Here is a 17,320-nt window from a genome sequence, read left to right on the forward strand (position 1 = left end):
TCCCGGTTTGTCGGCGGATGAAAAACAACAGAGTGGCCCTTCGGCGCTAGATGTGCGGCAACGTCCGCTGCATCAATGGGCTCGATCTTACCTTGCGTGTGAATCGGCGTGGGGTTTCAGTGCCGACCGGCGTGGCAGCCATGGAAATTCAATAACATGGTAGGGTCATTTCATGGCGCCGGTTTACACTGTCCATTCACGCGGCTGGCTAGGGCACAAGGTTCCTGTCGATCATTTGCGTTCAACATCAACTGCTGTGCTTCGCAATTGCGCGAGAGCTCGCGATGAGAGTCTACCGCCGGGAGATTTGCGATCATGAGGAGACGCTGGCGTCAGCCCAAAGCCGGCGCACTGGTCCGTCATCGCCGAGTACCGGATCTCGGGGTGGAAAGCTCAGAAGGGCGATCCTCTGCATCATTGCCGGCGTTGCTTCCTCGCGAACAATGTCTCCGGCTTGGCCTGGCGGATACCCTCTCATGCCATCGATCACGAACAGGCTCGCGGTCTGGACGAAGCCAAGGCCGGCCTGCGGTCCGTCCAGCCCGGTCTGCAGCGCGGAGGAGCCTTAGGAGTGGCAGCTACTAGGCTTAGTGCCTAAGACGACTGAGGGGTAGGCGGAGAGAAAGGGTTAATCCGTCCCTTTCCCACTTCCGTTCGATGGTTGCCTCTAGCCCGCTCAGCGTGGCCTTCTCCAGCTTGCTCCCAAAGCCCGACTGGGAGGGAGCTGCCTGTATTTCAGGACCTCCACGTTCGATCCAGCGAAGCGTCAGCGTATCGTTGTCGCTTAGAAGCTCGATAGACAGCTGTCCATCTGGAGAGGACAACGCGCCGTACTTGGCGGCGTTTGTTGCAAACTCGTGAAGAACTAGGGCAAGAGCTGTCAACGCGGAACCTTGAACAGTCACTCTGGGACCCGCGACCCGCAGCGATTGCCGATGCTCTGCCTCGTAGGGTGACAGGATCGCCCTCACCAAGCTTAGCAAATCCGTTGAGGCGCCTTTGTCTTCAGCTTCATCCCACATGGTGAGCGCATGAGCGCGAGCCAGAGCTGTAAGTCTTTCACGAAGTTTCTGGGTTAGATCCTCGACGGAAGTTGCCGACCGCGCACTTAGAGAAATCAGCCCGCCCGTTAGGGCGAAGAGATTCTTGATGCGGTGGTTCATCTCGCGCAGCAATAGTGCCTGGCGTTCCTGAGCCTGAATGCGTTCACTGATATCGCGCGCGATTTTCGAGGCTCCCACGATCGCGCCGTTTTCGTCGCGGATAGGAGAGACCGTCAGAGCGACGTGGACAAGGGAGCCGTCCTTGCGGCGCCGAAGGGTCTCGAAATGGTCAGTGCGACGTCCCTCGCGGACCCCGCCGATGATCATGTCTTCTTCGTGCATCCTATCATCGGGGATCAGCATGGTGATCGGGCGCCCGATCGCTTCCTCCACGGTGTAGCCGAATAGGCGCTCGGCACTGGCGTTCCAGCTCGTGATCGTGCCGTCGAGCGACTTGCTCACGATCGCATCGTCGGAATGGGCCACGATTGCCGCGAGCTTCGCATTGGCCTCATGGGCGATCCGCCGGGCCTCGGACTCCCGACGCGCCTCAAGGAGGAGCGCAGCGTTATCGATGGCGATGGCGGCATGGGCTGCGATAGCCTTGACGATCTCCTCCGCCTCTTCATCGAATTGCCCAGGCTCGTCGTGAGCGATGAAAATGCCGCCATGGACGGTTCCCGTTCGCGAGATGACCGGAACAGCCAAGTAACTGACGACGGGCAAATGACCCGGGGGCATTCCGAAATGCGGTTGGCTCAGCCCATATCGAGGATCTTTGCGGATATCGTCCGATCGAACCACGCCGGTTCCGTCGAAAGTCGGAGCGAACACCGCGGTCTTACGGGGCATATCGAAGTCGGCGAAGGCTGATTTCGGTATCCCTGACAACGTGTAGAGGCTGTAGATTTCGCCCTTTTCGTCGACTTGATTGTAGAAAAAGGCGCCGAACTTTCCTCCAGACCATTCGGTTGCGGCATCCGTCACGATGCTGACCAGTTCCGCGAGATCGAATTTTCCCGCCACGGCACCGGCGATGCGGCTGAACATCCGCCAGCGTTCGATCTCGGTGGAACGGGCATGCGCGCCTGCGCCAGTATCCTTGTTCAACCGTGTCCCCACCCAACTTACCGCAGCGCGAGAGGCCGAGCGACGCCATACGCCAACGAACGCTACCTCTCTTTCTCGCTTTAAGTCGAGCACGGTCTGATCGACGGGCACCAGCGGGTCGATCAATCAATCATTCGCAGAGAGGCCGGCTCGCCGCGTTTCCTGAGCCCGCTCTACGGATCTCGCCGCCCTACGGGCGGCACGCAATTCTTGGATCGTCGGCTGCCACCATCCGCGCCGGAAGGCATCCGTTGTGGTCGGGCGGCGCGCAGGCCAGGCCCTGACGAGCTCTTCATGCGTCGGACGCCGCCACAACGCCCAGACGAGATCGTCGAAGAGTTCGGAGCTCCAGGGGTAATGCCGAGCGGCGGCTTCCGCAGGCACGATCTCGCCGGTTACCTCAAGGACGACGAGCGGTCCTTCATGGGACATCAGCACTCGGTCCGGCGGCGGAATTTCGGTTGCCGGAACGGGGAAGCGGCGGCGACGCCGCTCGGCTGCTGTGGCTTTCTCCTCCTCGTATTCCGGCGCGGATTTTGCTGCTTCGCGTCGCTTCCTTCGTGCTTCTGGCTCGCTGCGTTGCGCGGCAGCTTCGATTGACGGCCCTCTTCTGCGAAGCTCGTCGATCGATCGGAACGGAACGTGCCAAGCCTGGTCCTCTCCGTTCCACCAGGCCCACGGAATCGCGCGCAATTCCTCGATGACGGTTCGTGAATAAGGGGTGCGCCCGACGATCTCGTCGGCGGCTTCCAGATAAGGACTGACGATCGGCTCGAACGAAAAGGAATCGCGGCCGCGCTCATCCACGAGGGTGAATGTACTCGGCAGCTCGCGATCGAGCCATCGCGCCACGCGAAGCATCGCGGTCGTGCCCGGTATCCGCCAAGCAGCTAGATCGTCATTCCAGCGCGCTCTCGGAAAAGCTTCCCGAAAACGTTCCACGGCAGCGGCGTCGAACGGGAAAGAGACGATCGCTCCCGGGCCCTCTCCATCTTCGCTGATTTCGACGTCGTTGCGTTCGCGCGCAGCCATCGCCTACCGTCCCGCAGTTCGAACGATGCCCCCGGCCCCGTCAAGGTTGCAAGCCAGATTCCGGGGTGACATCGGCTAGTCGACGAAGCGGACGGTCGTACCTGGCCTGACGATCTGGGCCAGTTCCTCGGCATCCCAATTCGTGAGCCGAACGCAGCCATGCGATGACGCCTTGCTGATCTTCGAAGGCTCCGGCGTACCATGAATGCCGAAGGTCGGTTTCGACAGCTCGATCCAGACCGTACCGACAGGATTGTTGGGTCCCTTGGGAAGAACCAGGCGACGCTTGTTCTTGCCCTGTTGGAAATTCTTGACCGGATCGTAGTGATAGGTCGGGTTCTTCACGACCCTCACCACCTGATATTCGCCCTCAGGCGACGGGGTGTCCTCGCTGCCGATGGTGGCCGGATACATGGCGATCACCTTTCCCGTCGCATCGAGCGCTCGAACCATGCCGTTGGTCTTGTCGGCCTCGACGGTTCGCGCCTCGTCCGAAGGAGCGGTTCGTCCGACCGAGACGACGTGCAGCGTTTCTTCACGCTTCCGATAATGCGTTCGCGGGTTGAGCACCCTGAGTAGGCCTTCGCTCATGTGAAAACGTTCGGCGAACATCTCCTGAGCGTTCCTGTAGCCGAGCCGCTTCATCCGGGCCTGGCGAGCGTAGTCATGAGGAATGCGCCGGACGAACCGGGTTTTGATATCCTCCTTTGTCACCACGAAGTCGGCGACGATATCCGAGCTGATGTCCCCTTTAAGGATCTGCCATGTCGCGGCGTCGATGATTTCGCCATCTCCGAGATTTTCGCGGCGGCGGAACTGGTCGATCGCCTTGCGGTAATTGTCGCCATCGAGTCCGTCGATCTCCCCAGGAGAAACTCCCTGACGCGCCAGCAAGACCTGAGCCTTGACGATAGATGCGTTGAGGCGCGTCACCTTGCCTTTCGTAGGCGCAGGGCGGCCCGCCTGATTCACTTCGTCGGCGGTCAGGGCTCGTGCGGCTGTCGGCGCCAGCAAGACGCATCCGCACACTAAGGCTGCCTGGAAAATCTGCAGTAGCTCGAAAGCGGCTCGCGGCATGGACATCGCCATCGGTCGACTCATGCCGCGGCAACGCGATGTTTCATCCTGGAGTTCCGAGATGTCACGCCGATCCATTATTCGGTCGCCTCGGACCGCCGTTCCTTCGCCTCTGCCGCTGGCAATCACCTTGATGACAATCACGACACTCCGATCGATATAGAGATGGGCGCCGCCAGCTCCGGATCATTCTTCTTGAGTTGATGAGCTGGTCGCTCAGGGCATCGACGGTTCCGACGTGCCCTCCATCGGAGCCCAGCACTGCAGGCGCCGAGGCACGCGTACAATTTGGGGCAGGAGCGAAGACCATTCTGACGGTGAGAATGCGCCTCGTAGCGCCTCGTCTTGTGAAAAAAAAACGCATGCGGCTCATCTCGCCGTCCAATTCATTTTGCGGAAAAGTCCGGCCTCGCGGGAGCGGGGCCGGACTTCTTCCGAGCGATGTTCGGCTTCGTCGAGTTCGCGCCCGGCGAAAATTATCGATCATTCAATGACTTGAATGATCCTGCGGGATTGCGGCTCGACGATCACCGTCCGGCCGTTGACGACGGTATAGCGATAGCCCTTGGTGCCGAACTCAGCCGGCACTTCGCGATAAGTCACTCCGCTCTCAGGCAAGACCGCGCCCACCCGGACGTCTTCGCGATAGGTGTATGAGGGAACCTCGTTGGCGCGGACGTAAGTCTTGAAGCGAGGTGTGGCGTCACCGGCGATTCCGCCGACGACCGCGCCGCCTACGCCGCCCACAACCGCACCGACGGGGCCCCCAACAATCGCGCCGCCGACGGCCCCCGTCGCAGCACCAGCGGCAGCGCCGCCGCGCGCACCTTCCGGGTTCTGGGCATTAGCAAAGGCGGGTGCCATCACAACCGCCGCGATGATAAGGTACTTCTTCATGGGTAGATCTCCTCAGAAGCCCCCCGACTGCGGAGACAACTTCAGGAGCCATCGCCTGTTCCACGGTTTCAACGGTCGGGCGGTTAGGCAAACGCCGAGGAAGCGAGCAAGCGATCCTGACTTGCATGGACCCGCGGTAGTGCTGATCTCCTGTTCATGCAGCGCGTCAGACTGATCGACGTGGAGACGACCGGACTGGCTCAACAGCTACAGAAGCCGCTGGGATCTGATCAGGGAAGTAGACTGAAAGAGAAAAACCCGGCCTCGCCGACGCGGGACCGGGCAGAGGGAGAACTATGAATCCGCGCCAATGGCTTCCCCATCGCCCTCGCCTTCATGGGGCTCGTTTTTGTGCTGGTTTACGGGTGGTTGAGCGAGGCTTGGCGGTGATCAGACGAGCTTGCCGCACTCGCGGGCAGCCGCCTCAAACGCTTTCCTCGCGTGGACTGCCGGCACTTCGCCCTTGATCGCTGCCATGCATGTGGCGATGGCAAAACGCCACGTTTCTGCGCCAGATTGCTCGCGCCACGACAGCAGGAACTCAGCCGCACGCTCTACGCTGCTCACGGCGTAGCGCTCGCCGACCCTAGTCGACTCGACATAGACCGGAGGGGTGAACCAGTGCAGCGGCATGTCGCGACTACGCGCGTGGCCGCGAAGGGTTCCGGCTGTCGTAGTAGGTCGAGCGCACGATTCCCACGGCCGCGGTCTGTGCTTCAGAGCCCCCTTTAGGAACTCAATCTCCAGGGCCTGCCTGCCGACGAGCCGTTCCAGCGCGGCGATGCGCGTCTCGTAGGCCTCGATCGCATCGGCGGCGACAGCCTCGTCGTCGAAGGCGCCGGCTTCGAACTTGTGGATCCAGATGCGTGTCCTCTCAACGCCGGCATGATTTAGATCCCGAGGCAGGAGACATCTCAGGCAGAATGCTGGTCGCGGCTCTGGACGGCGCGCCAAGTTGCGGCAGGCGATAGGTCTGGCAAGCCGTCTCAGCAAAGAGCTTCGCCTGTTCGGCCGGCGAATAGCGCGCCGCGATCGTCTTGAAGCCGGTGTAGATCGTATCGAAGGGCGCGCAGAGGCTGTCGACTGGGAAATTGCTAGCAAACATCGCGCGATCCGCGCCGAACATGGCGATGATTTCCTCGACGATCCAGCGATTGTCTGAAACCCTCCAGGGCAGGCCGGCTAGCCCTATGCCTGAGATCTTGACCCGAACGTTGGCGCATTCGGCAAGTTTCGTCATAGCAGCGTGCCATCCTGTGAGCCCGGCCTCGCTGCGGTCAGATGGCAGGCCGGCGTGGTTCAGAACGATCGTGGTCTCCTGGAAGCTGCGAGCCAGGTCGATAGCTTCGCCGAGGTTCCACCAGGCTGTCTGCAGATCGAACTTCAGGCCGTGGCGCGACAGGAGCGCATATCCCTGCCGCCACCGGTCGTCCGACATAAGCGTGCGCTGTGCGCCGACGTCCTCGGGTCGCTGCGGACCGCCCGGTTTGTGCCGGACGCTACGCACCAGGCCGAATGCGGCCTGGTCAGCAAGGACCTCGTCAACATCGGGACGATCTAGCCAAGCCTGGGCCACGATTGCGTTGGGCACGCCGAACTTTTCGGCGAGGCCGGCGGCATAGCGTGTTTCGCCAATCGGATCGTTCTCGTCCCACTCGGTCTCGACATAAACCGTCTGGCGAACGTCGTGGTCGGCCGTGTCGACGAAATACTCGGCCGGCAAGTAGCGCCTCTTGATCGAAGAATAGTTGCCGTAGCGGAAGGGGATGTTGGCGTCGGGCTTTAGCCAAGGGTGTGGATTGCGCTCCGGATCCCAGAAGTGCTGATGCGCATCGACGATTGGCCCCTGCCAAAGTTGGGGTTGGGTCATGCCAAGCGATCCTCAATCTGTCTCAGCGTCTTGGAAGTCGATCAGCATCGTGCCGATGACATAGAGCGCCGCGCAGCCGGCAAAGAAGTAGAGCACCATCAGGTAAGCGCCGGTCGCCTGCAGGATCAGACCGGTGATGATCGGGATCGCGATGCCGCTGGCGCTTCCCGCGAAGTTCATGGCGCCGCCGACGATACCGACCTTTTCGCGAGGCGCGAGGATGGCAGGCAGGCTCCAATAGAGGCTGCCGAAATACAGCAGGAAGAGTGTGACGGAGAGCACCGCTACCGCCATCACCGGATCTGCCACCTGYGGGAGGATCAAGAAGGACAACATCACGCCGAGCCCGCTGATGCCGAGAGCGGCCTTGTAGGTCGTGCTGCGGCGCATTCCTCTTGCCTGCAGCTTGTCGACGAGGAAACCGCTCAGCAGAGAGCCGAACATGCCGGACAGGAAGATCACGAAGGTGGCTCCGCCCATCTGCTTGAGATCGAAGCCGCGGGCCTGAGCGAGGTAGCTCGGCCCCCAGGTCAGCAGGCCGAAGTTGATCATCGCCCAGCTCATCCGTCCCGTGAGGATGGCGGAGAGAGAGCGTCTCGAAATGGCCTTCGGCGTGGCGCTGGAAGCCGAGGCTCCGCCAACGGCGGAAGCCTCGATCAGCCGGAGTTCATCACCATTGATGCTCGGGTGGTCGGACGGCTTGTCGCGCAGATACCACCAGGAAAGGTAGCCGAGCACGATGGTGGCGACACCAGCGACGACGAAAGCTGTGCGCCACGAGCCAAGCGCCAATATGAGCCAGGCGATGATGACGCCGCCAAACGCCGCGCCGAGCGGAGCGCCGCTGTCCATCAACACCGCGCCCCGTCCACGTTCACGAGGCGATAGCCAGATCGAATTGAGTTTGGCGCCGGCCGGGAACAGGGGCGCCTCTGCGGCTCCGAGCCCGATGCGGCTCAGGAGGAGCGTCACTCCACCGGTGCACAGCCCGGCGATCGTCTGGAAAACGCCCCAGCCAACGGTCGCGCCGGTGATGAGCGCGCGGGGGCCGAACTTGTCGATCAGCCACCCGCCCGGAATCTGGAGAGCGGCATAGCTCCAGAAGAAGGCGCTCAGAATCAGCCCCTGCATCGCCGGTTTCAGTCCAAATTCTTTGGCGATGGTCGGCATCGCAATCGAAAGCGCCGTGCGGTCAATGAGGTTGATGACGACCAGAACGAAGACAATTCCGAAGATGCGCCAGCGTACCGTCGTTGCTCCGGCCGCCCCCACGCCAGCATGTGCGACGCCGCCCTGCGGAGCACGAGCCCGCTCAAGTCCAGACATGATGATCCCTCCCCCCGGGTTAGCCGGGGTCGCTGCTGCGTTTCCCTGAGGATGCGACTGAGGAAGTCGGTGGGACAACCGCGTCGGGCATCTCTCTTTGTCGCCGGCGATGCGTGCCGCCAGCGTTATCGGAGCTGACGCTACACGCGTTCTGGTATGCCGATGAAATGAAGTTTATGGATTATGTGATCTGCAAAACGATATCACTGGGAGCGTCTGGATGCTGCCCGTCGCGAACGCATCGTCGCTTCTGCGGCGACTGAAGAACCGGCAGCTGCTGCTGCTCACGGCGATCGACGAAACCCGAAGCCTGCGGCGGGCGGCCGCTTCACTGAACATGACGCAGCCGACTGCGACGAAGCTGCTTCAGGATCTGGAAACCACATTGGGGCTTTCGCTGTTTGACCGCGGTAGGCGAGGGGTGAAGGCAACGGTTTATGGCGAGGTGATGATCCGGCACGCGCGTCTGATCTTGAATGATCTAGAACGCACGCGGCTGGAGCTAGAGTCGCTAGCCTCGGGCGCAACCGGCCGACTGAGGATAGGCGCTGTGATCAGCGCCATTCCCTTCTTGCTGGCCAGGGCAGTCGCGGCGCTTAAGCGCGATCAACCGCGCCTCGACATCGCCATCGAGGTGGGGACTAGCGACGCATTGGTGCCGATGTTGGCGAAGGGCGAACTCGACGTTCTGCTGGCCCGCCCTTTGGCGCTCGCAGGGCGATCTGACTTCGACTACGAGGATTTGATTGACGAACCACTGCAGATTGTCTCGCGCGTCGGGCATCCATTGGCTTCGGCTAGGGCGTTGACCATGGCAGACCTGGCGTCGTGGCCATGGACGCTGTTGCCGGCAACTAGTCCGATGCGAAAGGTGCTGGCGCCGCTGTTTGCCGCGATGATGGCTCATCAGCCTTTGGATGTCGTCGAGACATCATCGATGATGACGATGATCGCTTTGCTTCAGGAAAGCGACATGCTGGCTGTGATGCCCGGCGATGTTGCAGCCTTCGCCATCCAGCATGGCCTGCTGCACCATTTGGATGTCGCGCTGCCTCCAATTATGGGCTCGTACGGCATACTGAGCGTCAAGGAGCAGCCCCGCTCGGCAAGCACGAACGCGTTCGTCAAATGTCTGAAACAGTGTCTGCCCGAGCGAGGCGTTTGAGCTTGTATTTGAGCCCCCGATCGTCGCAGCGGATTCCAACACGGTCTGTTACTCTAGCCGATGGAGCACTTGGCTGTCATATGAGGGCAATTGCGAGGCGAGAGATCGCTGAGATATGAAGCCGAGTTCTGCTCAAATTGACCTTTTTGATGATGCTCCAGTTTATCGCGAGGCGCCTCGGCCTGCGCCCCGGAAGCGTCCGGCCCCGGCGCCTCCGCTAGCCGGTTGGGACGACGAGGAAGCTGCTCAACGGCTGGAGCAAAGTGGTCGCTTCAAGGTTCTGCGAAAGCTCGCGCCGCGCCCAATCATCCCGCGGGCCCAGAGCGCCTTTCCGAACCTTGCGGTCTTGGTCGATACCGAGACGACAGGCCTTGTCCACGCCAGGGACGAGATCATCGAGATTGGTGCTGTCGCATTTACCTATGACGACGAAGGGGCGATCGGCGACGTCATCGGCATCTACAGCGGCCTGCGTCAGCCATCGGATCCCATCCCGGCGGAAATCACAAGGCTGACGGGCATCACCGATGAAATGGTTGCTGGCAGGGAGATCGATTTCGCAACGCTCGAAGCGCTGATCGAGCCCGCAGACCTCATCATCGCTCATAACGCCGCCTTCGACCGACCGTTCTGCGAGAAGCTCTCCCCTGCCTTTGCGTCGAAAGCCTGGGCATGCTCCGTCAAGGAGGTCTCGTGGGCCGACCTTGGCTTCGAAGGAAACAAGCTCGGGTACCTCGTTGGTCAATCGGGCTTGTTCCACGAGGGGCATCGAGCAGCGGACGATTGCAATGCGCTCCTCGAGGTTCTGGCTCGGGCGGTAAAGGACGATGGGACAACGCCTTTCTCGATGCTTTTGCAATCCAGCTATCAGAGCCGGGTTCGCATCTACGCAGAGAGTGCGCCCTTCGACATGAAGGACCATCTCAAGGGCAGGGGATACCGCTGGTCGGACGGCAGCGACGGACGGCCAAAGGCCTGGTGGATCGAGATCGATGACGAGCTCCGGGAGGAGGAAATTCGGTATCTTCGTACCGATATCTACTGCTGGGAGGATGCCGAGCCGCTGACCTTGCGGCTCACAGCGTATGACCGATATCGCGCGTAGCCGTCTCCCGTTCTAATTTGCGGCGCGGTGCCGACTTCGCCTGGGAGCTTGACTCCTTGCGGGTGATTGTTCTCATAATGTTCTAATTCTTGAGGGCGCACCCGTGCCCCCAGTCGTGCCCAAACACGCGCCTGCTCCAACCTCCATGGCCAAATGCGTCACCGAAGCAGACCTTGAGCTTCGAACTCTTCCCACCCTTCCAAGCCGGTTGCTTCTTTATCCGCTGGGGCTGCCTCGCGCGATTTGGCGGGGCGCTTTCCGGCGCGCGTCAACGCCGCTTTCGCTGCTGCTCGCCGCCGGTTCTCCGCTGCTGTTACGATGTCCTCTTCGCGCCATATCTCCGGCAGTCCACTGTCGAGGACATGTTCGATGAAGCCCGGCGTGAACACGTGGAACGTTACGGCCTCCGCGCGACCGCGCAGCTTGACCGTTTTGGTCCCTGCGCTCTGCAGCCGGCCATCGTCGAGCCACTTATGACGCTCGCGAGATGAGATGGAGAGGATGTCCTCGGCTTCGCTGGGGAGGATGGGCAACCCGGCAATTTCAGGCAACATGTCGCCAACGATCGCCAACAGCGCGTCAAACTCCGCCGCCTCGGCGTCTGGCAAATGAAGGATCACTTTGCCGGTTTCGACCGTGAGGTGTTTTCGGGTCGACCAAGGAACCCGCCGCCTGATTTCCCGCTCAATCCCCTTAGCGCGGACCGACGATCCAAGGGTAACAGTGGACGGCAGAGGCCATTCGGCGAGCTGCGTTGAAGTGCGCTTCACATGATGCTCGGCTCAGGATTGCAGGCATGGATTCAATCGCACAGGCAATCCTATGTTCCCATTTGGCTTACTGCACTGGCTTCAATGGGCGCGTGAGCCAACAACGGGCACGTCCTCGAGGCGGGTGGTGTAGTGAGGCGAACGCTGATCGAACTTGGTGACCCACGCCTTGCGCTGACGGGCAACGCCTGCAGCGGCCGGGAAAACGGCGCCCCGACCGTGCTGCGCATTGCAGGCGTCGAGAGCGGCCATGAGGCGCCCAGACTTCTCGCGATCGAGGCTGCCTATCAACGCTCGTTGCGAACTTTCAAGAGGAACCAGGTCGACCGTCATGAGGCCGGCCTTGGCGTAGCGATATCCCGGCTTCCAAATCCGCCGTGCTCCCCATTTGGCCGCCCGGACGAGGACGAGCGTGTCGTTGCTGGCTTCGGGGAAATCCACTGTGGTCGAGACTGAGCGCGCCGGGCCGCCGTCGAATGGTGAGGTGTGATAGAAGACGCTGACATGATCGGTGGCGAGCCCATGATGACGGAGCTTTTCGCCGAGACGGGTCGCGTGTGCCGCGATCGCCTCCTGCATCATCTCCAAGTTATCGACCCGTCCGGCGAAGGAACGCGTCACGGCGCAGCCCTTGCGGGTTGGGGCGACCGCCTCGAGGTCGATGCAAGGGTAGCCTCGCAGCTCTCGGATGATCCGTTCGCCGACGACTGTCAGTGTCTGACGAGCGAGCTTCGGATCGAGCGCGGCGACGTCTGCCGCGGTCTTGCAGCCGAACGCCTTCAGCTTGGTCTGGCTGGCAGCACCAATGCCCCAGACATCGTCGAGCGGCATCATTTGGAGCCATTCCTGCCTCGCTTCCTCGTTGGTCAGGTCGCAGACGCCTCCGAGCTGAGGCGTTCCCTTGGCGATCTTGTTGGCGAGTTTGGCCAGTGTCTTCGTGGGCCCGATGCCGACGCAGGTCGGAACGCCAGTCCAGGCAGAGACCGTCGAGCGCAAATCCTTGCCCCAATCAACACGTCGCTCCGGCTCGACCGGCGCCGCGTCGAGGAAGCTCTCGTCGATCGAATAGACCTCGATGTCGGAAGCGAACCGCTGGTAGACCGAATTCATCCGGCGGCTCATGTCGCCGTAGAGAGTGTAGTTCGAGGAGAATACGACAACGCCCTCGCGCTTCACGAGATCGCGGATGGTGAACATCGGGGCACCCATACGAATGCCCAGGGCCTTCGCCTCGCTGGTGCGTGCGACCGCGCAGCCGTCATTGTTCGATAGCACGATGACCGGCCGGCCCTTGAGCTTGGGGTCGAACACGCGCTCGCAGGAGCAATAGAAGCTGTTGCCGTCGATCAGGGCGAAGCTCGCAGTCATCGCCTGAAGCGCCGCACGCTGTTGGTGATGACGCCGAAGATCTCGATGTCGGCATCGGGGCCGGGGTCATAGTCGGGGTATCGACGGTTGCCAAACGCAAGACATGATCGGCCCCCGACGATGCGGAAGATTTTGATGGAGCGCTCGCCATTCACATCGACAACCACCGGGTCGCCGTCAAGCGGACGCAGGCTGCGATCGACCGTGATCAGGCTTCCGTCGAAGATCCCGGCATCGATGGCGCTGTCGCCGGCGACGGTCATGATGAAGGTCGCTGGCGCGTTCTTGATCAGAGCGCGCGACAGATCGATCGGGGCGTCCAGATAGTCGTCAGCGGGGGAGGGGAAACCAGCGCGGACTGGCTTCCGATAGACGGGAAGGAAAGCGGGAGGTCCGACGATGGCCGGATGTGTGAGCATGGCGCGTTCTCGAAAAAGAGAACATAAGAAGAACACTAGCCACCCGATTCCTGTCAACGCGGAATCTCCGCGGCGCCCAGAAAACACGCATTGAAGGTAAGAGGTCGATGGGAGATTCGCACCTGTATCGGTAGCTGGTAGCGAAATCCGTACCCGATACCATCGATCGGGGTCTGATGCGGGCGAAATAATCAGCCCACCGCTTGGGAAACGGCGGGCCTCTGACTTCAGTCAGGTCTAGGCGGTTCCGGCCATCGCCGGGAAACTGGCTTTGCCCTCCTGTCGGTTGCGGCCGGTACATCCGCGGCGGCGCATCCAACTGGAGAGCAGGCAGGCACCGGACGGTGCCGCACAGACAACGAGATAGGCGCTGCTTTGGTTCCCACAGGGCCGCGAACCGAGATCTTCTCCGCAAAGGAACGGCAGTGGGCTTGGCAGCGTTCAACCTCCGCACAGACAGTTGACGGAGGCACCCATGGCAGATCCACAGAGCCCGGCAGTCGAGAGTCTCCGGCAGGAGCAAAAGTCTCAAAAGAAAGCAGAGCGGAAGCTCACTTCGGATCAGAAACTCGAACGGGCCCTCAAAGACACCTTTCCCGCGAGCGACCCTGTGGCCCAGCAGGTGCCCATCACCCTGGGCGCCGCGGAGGAGCAGAGATGATCCGGGCAGCGGTCTTCAGCCTGGCTGGCGCTTGGGTTGCCGGGAAAGTGGGAAGAGGCGAAATCCCCGAGCGCCTTGCGGTTCCGCTGACGCTACTGGCGACACGGCTTCCAACGCCGCTGATACTCGCGGGCGCGATTGGCTACACCTGGTACCGCATGAGTCAGGAGGCGCGGGCGACGGTGGCGGAGGAAGAGCAGCCGGAACGCCCGGCCCGGTCGGCGGCGGGTCAGAGCGCAAAATCTCGCTCAGGCCAGGCGCGAAAGGGAACGCAGCGGCCTCGCAAGCCCTCAGCTGAGGAGGCTGCCGATGTTTAAGTTGTGTCTGGAAATGTCGATGCTGGCATTCGAGGCGCAGCAGGCCGTCTGGCTCCGGAGCATGAAGATCGCCGCGGGCGGCCGCGCTGCGGAGCGCGAGTCCCGCTTGATGGTGTCGGAGAAGGTCTCCACTGCGCAGGCTGCCGTGTTGAAGGCGGTCACCGGAACTGGCCTGTCGGAATTGCTCGCGGCTATCGACGAAAGGTCCGGGCGAATGTTCGGCGACTGTCGAGGTAGATTTTCGACGTGAATTGGATCGCCTTGGCCGGCACCCTTGCGGCGCTGTGTTCTACCATCAGCTTTGTCCCGCAGGCTTGGCGAATTGTCCGGACACGCGACACGGGGGCTATCTCTCCCGTGACCTATAGCCTGACGGTGACTGGCTTCGCTCTCTGGACGGCTTATGGAATCGGTCTGGGCGAATGGCCGCTCATCGTCACGAACAGCATATGCTTTGTGCTGTCAGCCTTCATCCTGGTGATGACGCTGCTGCCTCGGGCTAAAAAGGAGGCGGTGGCCGACACAGTCGATCCGGGTTCCTAACGCGTATGGGCTCGCAGCTCGGCCAGCACGTCACCCAAGTTCGATCATGACCGGAGCATGGTCGCTGGTGTGCTCCCAGCCTCGCGGAGCGCGTCGAACCTCCGCGGATTTCAACCGAGCCGCCAAGGGGGGACTAAGCAGAAAATGATCGAGGCGAAGTCCGGCGTCGCGTTCGAACGAGTTCCGCCAATACTTCCAGAACGTGTAAATTCGCTCTCTCGGATGAAGGTGCCTGATGGCGTCCGTCCAACCCTGTTCGAGGAGCTTGGCATATGCCGTCCTCACCTCGGGCCGAAAGAGCGCGTCATCTCGCCATCGCCCGGGTGCGTAAACATCGAGATCCGTCGGCATGACATTGAAATCGCCGACGAGCGCGACCGGTACCTCCAGGGAGAGCAGCTCCTGGGCGTAGCTATTCAGTCGCCCAAACCAGCGCAGTTTGTATTCGAACTTGGGGCCAGGGGCGGGATTCCCGTTGGGAAGATAGAGACACCCGATCAGTACCCCGTTGACCGCCGCCTCGATGTACCGGCTATCGCTGTCATCAGGATGACCCGGTAGCCCCCGGCGCGTGATAACCGGGAATGACCCCTTCGCGAGGATAGCCACGCCATTCCAGCTCTTCTGGCCGTGCCAAACCGCCGCGTAGCCGGCTTGCTGCAATTCGTGCTCGGGAAAGCGATCGTCTGAGCATTTCAGCTCTTGCAGGCACACGACGTCTGGGCTGTCCTGCTTGAGCCACTGGAGAAGAACGGACAACCGGCCATTGATGCCGTTCACATTGTAGGTCGCGATCTTCAACGATGGCCCTCCTTGAACGCGACCGCCAATCGTTAAAGGTTCTCGCGCAGGAACACTTGGGTCCTGGCTATAGCGTCAGGCCAGCTGGCCAGAGAGACCATGTCCTTCGCCGGGATAGATGTGGCTTCGGACAATGCCCCCTTGCTTTTGACCAATCGCTCGATCGCCCCGGCATTGGACGCAGGCACCACTCGGGCCGCATCCCCATGCACAATGAGCGTAGGGGGCAGCGAAGCTTGCTCTAAGCCGGGTGGCAGGAATCCGAAGAAGTCGACGACAGCTCTAACCCTGCGATCGCGAGCCGCCAGAGCCAAAGCCAATGCGCCGCCCAGCGAGAAGCCGACAACGGCGAAACGGGGCGTCTCAGCTGTGATCGGCTCGATCGCTTCCAGCCAGACCGGAAACTTGTTCTTGATTTCGCCGTAGCGGGCCCGCCGATCACCGGTGGCCTCGAAGTACCGTGGCAGCAGGACGTTATAACGAGCTCCCGCGATCGTGTTTGCGGCGAACTGGTATCGGCCGCTGTTCGTCAGACCGCCTGAGCCATAAAGGAGGATGACGCTGCCTCCAGAGGCGCTCGGACCAAAGCGGTCAACCGCGACGCTTGCCCGGGTGGGGCCAGCGACGATGGTCGCGCCGGCTCCAGCAACAAAATGGCGTCGGTCCATTACTCGGTCGCCTCAGACCATCTCTCCTTGGCTTCCGCCGCCGGGACGATTAGCTCGATCGTATCGTCCTCGGGGGCAACGGCGAGCGCCAGGTCGAGGTAGTGGTGGGCTCCGCTCGACTCAGGATCATTCTTCTTCAGCTTGATGAGCTGGCCGCTCAGGGCGTCGACGGTTCCGACATGCCCTCCGTCGGATCCGATCACCCGCTGGCCTTCCTTGATTGGCTCCACGAACATCATGGCTTGCTCTCCCTCCACACCCCGCCGATGGGCAACGGACCGTCCGGCATCGAGGTTCCACTCAGAATGGTGCCCCGGTTGCGCGGCGCGATCTCGCGCTGCGATTCCCGAAGTCCGGTACCGCTCCGGGGTTCGGGAATGAGCCGAAAGAGGCATGACATGCTGTCGTTCCGCGCCACAGGGGACGCGAGTGACCGTGCAATCCGAAGGTGTCGTAGGCGTCGCTTCAGGCGGCGAAATCACGCTGTGGTTGGAACAGGACTCTGCGGGTTAGATCATCCTCGTCGAGTGCGACTGGAGCGAAGCCCGCTACCAAATAGGCAATCCTCTCGCGCTCCTTTTCGTGGTCGCTGGCCGGTATGGAAGCCTTCACCCGTCTCCAAACCGCTTCGAGCGACGCACAAGCCCGAGCTAGATCAGGCGGATCGGTCAGCGAAGAAAAAGGCATGCCATCGTCTTCCTCATTAGATCCGGCAGGGGCTGATTTAGGTGAGCTTCGAGCCTCTGCAAGCCTCTTTGAAAAGTTCGGGAGCGCCTCCCTAAATTTGCGGGATCCAAGCGCACCGCGCGGGACCAGACCCATGTTGCTTCGAGGAGAATATGGCTATGGCACTGTTGCCGCCCGACGAATTTGAACGCCCTGTCGTCATTCTGACTGGCCTTGGACACCCCACCGCAATTTGCTCGGCGATGGAGGCCTACATGTTCCTGGTAGATTGGCCGAAGTCGCAGCGAGACACCGCCCACGCCTTTGCATTGAAGGCCAGCCTGGCTGCCGTCCGCGGCGAGATTGAACCTGAAACCGCGAAGGGATTATTCGCGGCCTGGGCGGAGAAGCATGATCTTCTCGCCCTTGAAGCCGGGGTGCTTGTCGGTCGCCGCAATGCGGGGTCCCACGGCATCGCCTGA

At 61.6% G+C, this 17,320-nt stretch carries 18 protein-coding genes; 5 read left to right on the forward strand and 13 right to left on the reverse strand.

The window, feature by feature from the left end; genetic code table 11:
* Window positions 1-587 precede the first annotated feature (587 nt).
* The 7 genes from AC1DNE_RS25745 to AC1DNE_RS25775 form a co-directional block, all read right to left on the reverse strand.
* A complete protein-coding gene (locus tag AC1DNE_RS25745) occupies window positions 588-2,279 on the reverse strand; it encodes a PAS domain S-box protein (RefSeq protein WP_441473512.1) in 1,692 nt (563 codons plus the stop codon).
* Complete coding sequence (locus tag AC1DNE_RS25750) at window positions 2,280-3,185, reverse strand: hypothetical protein (protein ID WP_441473513.1); 906 nt, start codon at window positions 3,183-3,185, stop codon at window positions 2,280-2,282.
* A 75-nt stretch (window positions 3,186-3,260) separates the two neighbouring features.
* Window positions 3,261-4,406 carry a L,D-transpeptidase gene (locus tag AC1DNE_RS25755; RefSeq protein ID WP_441473514.1) on the reverse strand — a complete coding sequence of 382 codons (1,146 nt, stop codon included), beginning with the start codon at window positions 4,404-4,406 and terminating at the stop codon, window positions 3,261-3,263.
* 339 nt (window positions 4,407-4,745) lie between these two features.
* Window positions 4,746-5,159: a DUF1236 domain-containing protein gene (locus tag AC1DNE_RS25760; protein WP_441473515.1), complete on the reverse strand. Its 414-nt coding sequence runs from the start codon at window positions 5,157-5,159 to the stop codon at window positions 4,746-4,748.
* Window positions 5,160-5,549: 390 nt separating this feature from the next.
* The gene (locus tag AC1DNE_RS25765; RefSeq protein WP_441473516.1) at window positions 5,550-5,792 is read right to left on the reverse strand and encodes a DUF982 domain-containing protein; all 243 of its coding nucleotides are present in this window, start codon (window positions 5,790-5,792) and stop codon (window positions 5,550-5,552) included.
* 241 nt (window positions 5,793-6,033) lie between these two features.
* Window positions 6,034-7,029 carry an amidohydrolase family protein gene (locus AC1DNE_RS25770; protein WP_441473517.1) on the reverse strand — a complete coding sequence of 332 codons (996 nt, stop codon included), beginning with the start codon at window positions 7,027-7,029 and terminating at the stop codon, window positions 6,034-6,036.
* A gap of 12 nt (window positions 7,030-7,041) precedes the next feature.
* A complete protein-coding gene (locus AC1DNE_RS25775; RefSeq protein ID WP_441473518.1) occupies window positions 7,042-8,355 on the reverse strand; it encodes an MFS transporter in 1,314 nt (437 codons plus the stop codon).
* 220 nt (window positions 8,356-8,575) lie between these two features.
* Here AC1DNE_RS25775 and AC1DNE_RS25780 point away from each other — a divergent pair, with 220 nt between their 5' ends.
* Window positions 8,576-9,520, forward strand: a complete 945-nt coding sequence (locus tag AC1DNE_RS25780) for a LysR family transcriptional regulator (protein ID WP_441473519.1) — start codon at window positions 8,576-8,578, stop codon at window positions 9,518-9,520.
* A gap of 115 nt (window positions 9,521-9,635) precedes the next feature.
* Window positions 9,636-10,625, forward strand: coding sequence for a 3'-5' exonuclease (locus AC1DNE_RS25785; RefSeq protein WP_441473520.1), 990 nt, complete (start codon window positions 9,636-9,638; stop codon window positions 10,623-10,625).
* A gap of 158 nt (window positions 10,626-10,783) precedes the next feature.
* Here AC1DNE_RS25785 and AC1DNE_RS25790 read toward each other — a convergent pair whose 3' ends face one another.
* The 3 genes from AC1DNE_RS25790 to AC1DNE_RS25800 all read right to left on the reverse strand — a co-directional run bounded on the left by AC1DNE_RS25790 (window position 10,784) and on the right by AC1DNE_RS25800 (window position 13,239).
* Window positions 10,784-11,395 (reverse strand): hypothetical protein, encoded by a 612-nt coding sequence (locus AC1DNE_RS25790; protein WP_441473521.1) that lies wholly within the window; start codon window positions 11,393-11,395, stop codon window positions 10,784-10,786.
* Between the two features lie 81 nt (window positions 11,396-11,476).
* On the reverse strand, window positions 11,477-12,763 hold the full coding sequence (locus AC1DNE_RS25795; RefSeq protein WP_441473522.1) for a Y-family DNA polymerase: 1,287 nt from the start codon (window positions 12,761-12,763) through the stop codon (window positions 11,477-11,479).
* On the reverse strand, window positions 12,760-13,239 hold the full coding sequence (locus AC1DNE_RS25800) for a LexA family protein (RefSeq protein WP_441473523.1): 480 nt from the start codon (window positions 13,237-13,239) through the stop codon (window positions 12,760-12,762). Before AC1DNE_RS25800 ends, AC1DNE_RS25795 begins: the two co-directional genes overlap by 4 nt.
* A gap of 940 nt (window positions 13,240-14,179) precedes the next feature.
* Between AC1DNE_RS25800 and AC1DNE_RS25805 the strand changes: the two genes are divergently transcribed.
* Together AC1DNE_RS25805 and AC1DNE_RS25810 are read left to right on the forward strand one after the other, a co-directional pair.
* A complete protein-coding gene (locus AC1DNE_RS25805; protein WP_441473525.1) occupies window positions 14,180-14,410 on the forward strand; it encodes a hypothetical protein in 231 nt (76 codons plus the stop codon).
* Window positions 14,407-14,703 carry a SemiSWEET family sugar transporter gene (locus AC1DNE_RS25810; protein ID WP_441473526.1) on the forward strand — a complete coding sequence of 99 codons (297 nt, stop codon included), beginning with the start codon at window positions 14,407-14,409 and terminating at the stop codon, window positions 14,701-14,703. Before AC1DNE_RS25805 ends, AC1DNE_RS25810 begins: the two co-directional genes overlap by 4 nt.
* 30 nt (window positions 14,704-14,733) lie before the next feature.
* On the opposite strand, the gene xth is transcribed toward AC1DNE_RS25810, so the two are convergent.
* Genes xth through AC1DNE_RS25825 form a run of 3 tightly spaced genes read right to left on the reverse strand, consistent with a single transcriptional unit; the run spans window position 14,734 to window position 16,411 of the window.
* A complete protein-coding gene (gene xth, locus AC1DNE_RS25815; RefSeq protein WP_441473527.1) occupies window positions 14,734-15,504 on the reverse strand; it encodes an exodeoxyribonuclease III in 771 nt (256 codons plus the stop codon).
* A gap of 32 nt (window positions 15,505-15,536) precedes the next feature.
* Window positions 15,537-16,172: a dienelactone hydrolase family protein gene (locus AC1DNE_RS25820; RefSeq protein WP_441473528.1), complete on the reverse strand. Its 636-nt coding sequence runs from the start codon at window positions 16,170-16,172 to the stop codon at window positions 15,537-15,539.
* The gene (locus AC1DNE_RS25825) at window positions 16,172-16,411 is read right to left on the reverse strand and encodes a DUF2171 domain-containing protein (RefSeq protein ID WP_441473529.1); all 240 of its coding nucleotides are present in this window, start codon (window positions 16,409-16,411) and stop codon (window positions 16,172-16,174) included. Before AC1DNE_RS25825 ends, AC1DNE_RS25820 begins: the two co-directional genes overlap by 1 nt.
* A gap of 615 nt (window positions 16,412-17,026) precedes the next feature.
* Between AC1DNE_RS25825 and AC1DNE_RS25830 the strand changes: the two genes are divergently transcribed.
* Entirely contained in the window at window positions 17,027-17,320 is a 294-nt protein-coding gene (locus AC1DNE_RS25830; RefSeq protein ID WP_441473557.1) for a DUF982 domain-containing protein, read from the forward strand.

The sequence above is a fragment of the Allobosea sp. 05L423 genome, from assembly GCF_056397745.1.

Coding starts and splice junctions, on each gene's coding strand:
- AC1DNE_RS25750 (WP_441473513.1), bottom strand. CDS start 3,185: ATGGCTGCGCGCGAACGCAACGACGTCGAAATCAGCGAAGATGGAGAG.
- AC1DNE_RS25760 (WP_441473515.1), bottom strand. CDS start 5,159: ATGAAGAAGTACCTTATCATCGCGGCGGTTGTGATGGCACCCGCCTTT.
- AC1DNE_RS25765 (WP_441473516.1), bottom strand. CDS start 5,792: ATGCCGCTGCACTGGTTCACCCCTCCGGTCTATGTCGAGTCGACTAGG.
- AC1DNE_RS25770 (WP_441473517.1), bottom strand. CDS start 7,029: ATGACCCAACCCCAACTTTGGCAGGGGCCAATCGTCGATGCGCATCAG.
- AC1DNE_RS25780 (WP_441473519.1), top strand. CDS start 8,576: ATGCTGCCCGTCGCGAACGCATCGTCGCTTCTGCGGCGACTGAAGAAC.
- AC1DNE_RS25785 (WP_441473520.1), top strand. CDS start 9,636: ATGAAGCCGAGTTCTGCTCAAATTGACCTTTTTGATGATGCTCCAGTT.
- AC1DNE_RS25795 (WP_441473522.1), bottom strand. CDS start 12,763: ATGACTGCGAGCTTCGCCCTGATCGACGGCAACAGCTTCTATTGCTCC.
- AC1DNE_RS25805 (WP_441473525.1), top strand. CDS start 14,180: ATGCTGGCATTCGAGGCGCAGCAGGCCGTCTGGCTCCGGAGCATGAAG.
- AC1DNE_RS25820 (WP_441473528.1), bottom strand. CDS start 16,172: ATGGACCGACGCCATTTTGTTGCTGGAGCCGGCGCGACCATCGTCGCT.
- AC1DNE_RS25825 (WP_441473529.1), bottom strand. CDS start 16,411: ATGATGTTCGTGGAGCCAATCAAGGAAGGCCAGCGGGTGATCGGATCC.